Genomic DNA, 3,504 nt, shown 5'->3' with positions numbered 1-3,504 from the left:
CTTGGCGGCCTTTTTGTCAGCGGTCTTGTCCTTGGCCTCGGCAAGTTCTGCCTTGGCTTTTGCGGCGGATTTGGCCGGTTTCTTTGCCTTGAACTCATCCGGGATGGGCATCCGGTTAAAGGCGTCGAGCCCGGCGATCTTATAGGCCTCGGCCAGGGTCGGATAGTTGAAGGTGTTCTGGACAAAGTAATCCACCGTGCCCTGCAGGTTCATCACCGCCTGGCCAATGTGGATCAGTTCGGTGGCGCCTTCACCGACGATCTGCACCCCTAGCACCCGGCGGGTTTTGAGGCTGATCAGCATCTTCAGCATGCCGTGTTCCAGCCCCATGATATGCCCACGCGAGGTTTCGCGGAAGCGGGCAACGCCGATCTCATAGTGGATGCCACGTTCCTGCAGCTCTTCCTCGGACATGCCGCAGGTGGACATTTCGGGCACCGAATAGATGCCATAGGGGTACCAGGGGCTTTCTGGCAGGGTTGGGGTTTCCAGTGCGTGACAGGCGGCAACCCGGCCCTGCTGCAGCGAGGTGGAGGCCAGCGAAGGATGGCCGATGACATCGCCGGTGGCATAGATATGCGGCACCGAGGTTTGATAGGTCTTGCGCTCCACACTCAGACGGCCGCGATGATCGGTCTCCAGCCCGACGGATTTGAGGTTCAGCCCATCGGTATTGCCCATCCTGCCGGCCGCAAAGAGCAGCATCTCGCCGCGCACATGGCGGCCATTGTCCAGCGAGACTTCGATATGGCTACCGGTGTCTTCTATCTTGTCGATGGCGGCGCCAAGGCGTAGGTCAACGCCGTTCTCGCGGATCTGATGCGTGAAGTCCTGAATAAGCGTGCTGTCGATGAAATCCAAGAAGGTATCGCGCGGCTCGATCAGGGTGACCCGCACATCCAGGGTAGAGAACATGGTGGCATATTCCACCCCGATGACGCCCGCCCCGACCACGATCAGCGAGCGCGGGATCGACGACATCTCGAGGAATTCATCGCCGTCGACAACGGTCTTGCCATTGAAGGGCACGTCATCCGGGCGATAGGTGCGGGTGCCGGTGGCGATGAGGAATTTTTCACCGGTGATCCGAGTGGTGTCGCCTGCCTCGGTGGCGACCTCGACCTCATTCGGGCCAGTGAATTTGGCGAGCCCCGCCAGCCATTCCACATGGTTGCGGTTAAACTGGTGCTCCAGAACGTCGACTTCGTGGTCCAGGGTCATATGCAGCCGGGCCTTGAGGTCTTCGGCGGCGATCTGGTCCTTGACCCGGTAGGAGCGGCCATAAAAGCTGCGCTCACGCCAGCCAGAAAGGTTGAGCACGGTTTCGCGCAGGGTCTTGGAGGGCACGGTGCCGGTATGGACGGAGACCCCGCCCAGCCGGTCTGCCCGGTCAATGACCAGCACCCGGCGTTTGAGCTTGCCGGCCTGAATGGCTGCGGTGCGCCCCGAGGGGCCGGAGCCGATAATCACCAGATCATAGTCGTAGTCAAAATCGGTCATGGTGGGGGTAGCGGAAGTGGTCATGGGTTAGTCCCGATACAGAGCTTCGGCGTGGAAGGTGACGTGGTCTTCCATGAAGCTGGATACAAAGAAATAGCTGTGATCATAGCCCGGCTGCAGGCGCAGGGTGGCCTCCTGGCGCTTTTCAGCCAGGGCGGCGGCCAGGGCTTCCGGGCGCAACAGGTCGATGAATTGGTCGCTAGTACCGGTGTCAATCAGCACTGGCCCGCCAAAACCCTTGTCGCGCATCAGCAGCGTGGCGTCATGCTTGGCCCAGGTGGTCTCATCCTCGCCCAGATAGGCCGAGAGCTGTTTGCGGCCCCAGTCAGCCCCGGTGGGATTGCAGATCGGGGCAAAGGCCGAGACCGATTTGAACCGACCGGGCAGGTTCATCGCCAGGGTCAGCGCGCCATGGCCGCCCATGGAGTGGCCGGTGATGGCCTGGCGGTCGAGATCGATGGCGAAGTTTTCCGCCAACAGGGCCGGCAGCTCTTCCGCGATATAGTCCCACATCTGATAATGCGGCGCCCAGGGTTCCTGCGTGGCATTGACGTAGAAACCGGCCCCCTGGCCCAGATCATAGGCCTCATCATCGGCCACGCCTTCGCCGCGCGGAGAGGTGTCGGGGAAGACAATGGCAATGCCCTGTTCGGCGCACCAGGCCTGGGCGCCGGCCTTGGTCATGGCGTTTTCATGGGTGCAGGTGAGACCCGAGAGATACCACAGGATCGGCACTGGCCCGTCGGCGGCTTCTTCGGGCAGGAACAGACCAAAGGTCATATCACATTGGGTTGCTTGGCTCTGGTGACGATAGACGCCCTGGCTGCCCCCAAAGGCTTTGTTTTGCGAAACGGTTTCCATGGCGAGGCTCCTGTATTTGGTTGCCCTATCGCTACCTGTCAGCGGCGCGCGGGTCCAGTGGAGGCGCGGCAGCTGGCACCGTTAATGCGGCAATCGCGTTACAATTATCTGAATTGCGCCCGGATTTTTGGCTAGAGCAGCGTGACCCAGGCGATCACCATGGGAACCGTTAGGATCGACACCAGGGTGGAAATCAGAATGGCGGCCGAGGCCCGGTGCGGCGCTACCCCGTAGTGCTGCGCCAGCATATAGACATTGCCCGCGACCGGCAGGGAGGCGGCGGCAATGGCCACCATGGCTGAGAAGGCGGTGACCGGGAACAGGTAGAGCACACAGAGCGCCACGCATAATGGGTGCAGCACCAGCTTGGCAAAGCTGAGCCAGACGGCGATCTGCATGCGCTCGGCCGATTTGGAGGCCAGCGAGGCACCGATGGCAAACAGCGCGCCGGGGGTGGCGGCGCCGCCCAGGATCGACAGGAAGTCATTCATCGGCACCGGGATCGGCACCTCGGCAGCGGACCAGGCGAGCCCGGCGCAGATGGCCAGGATCATCGGATTGCGCATAAGGCCCAGCAGCACCAGTTTGAGCGTGGCCAGCCCCAGGCCAGAGCCGCGCCCGAGATTGATCAGGATGACGATCAGCGAGGAAAACACCACCAGATCGACGCTCAGCACCACCATCATTGGCGCAATCGAGGCCTCACCAAAGAGCATGGCCATCATTGGCAGGCCAAGGAAGCCGACATTACCAATGGCCGCGCATTGCCCCTCGACAGCGGCGGTGGGCATGTCCAGGCGCCGGGTCATGGCGACAAGGGTTACCAACAGATAGACCGCCATGGTGCCGAGGAGATAGGCCAGCACCAGATCCACGTCAAAGATTTCGGCAAAGGAGAGATTGGCGGAAAAGCGAAAGATCATCGCCGAGAGCGGGAAGAAGAAGATGAATTTGGTGAGATAGGCGGTGGCTTCCTCGGTGAAGAAGCGCGTGCGCCCGGCCCAGTAGCCAAGACCGATGATTGCAAAAAAGGGCAGGGTTCTGAAGAAAATATCGGCCATTGCCGGATTGGGAGCGGCTCTGAGCCAAAAGGCAAGGTGGAAAGAATGGGTTTGAAGGGGAGAGGTGGGGCTCCCGCCCGTC

3 protein-coding genes are annotated in these 3,504 nt (G+C 61.3%); all 3 read right to left on the bottom strand.

The features are described from left to right. A partial coding sequence (gene sthA, locus ABJP42_RS17905; protein ID WP_490363235.1) for a Si-specific NAD(P)(+) transhydrogenase occupies positions 1–1,524 on the bottom strand: 1,524 nt, incomplete at its 3' end. Positions 1,525–1,527: 3 nt separating this feature from the next. Beyond that, positions 1,528–2,361, bottom strand: a complete 834-nt coding sequence (fghA, locus tag ABJP42_RS17900; RefSeq protein WP_348342807.1) for an S-formylglutathione hydrolase — start codon at positions 2,359–2,361, stop codon at positions 1,528–1,530. A gap of 131 nt (positions 2,362–2,492) precedes the next feature. Then, positions 2,493–3,422: an AEC family transporter gene (locus ABJP42_RS17895; RefSeq protein WP_348342805.1), complete on the bottom strand. Its 930-nt coding sequence runs from the start codon at positions 3,420–3,422 to the stop codon at positions 2,493–2,495. Positions 3,423–3,504: the final 82 nt, after the last annotated feature.

This window comes from Pseudophaeobacter sp., from assembly GCF_039971195.1.
Taxonomy (GTDB): domain Bacteria; phylum Pseudomonadota; class Alphaproteobacteria; order Rhodobacterales; family Rhodobacteraceae; genus Pseudophaeobacter.
This window is presented reverse-complemented; position numbering and strand designations above follow the sequence as displayed.

Bases quoted from the DNA above. Each gene is read 5' to 3' on its own strand.
- fghA (WP_348342807.1), bottom strand. From the start codon at position 2,361: ATGGAAACCGTTTCGCAAAACAAAGCCTTTGGGGGCAGCCAGGGCGTC.
- ABJP42_RS17895 (WP_348342805.1), bottom strand. From the start codon at position 3,422: ATGGCCGATATTTTCTTCAGAACCCTGCCCTTTTTTGCAATCATCGGT.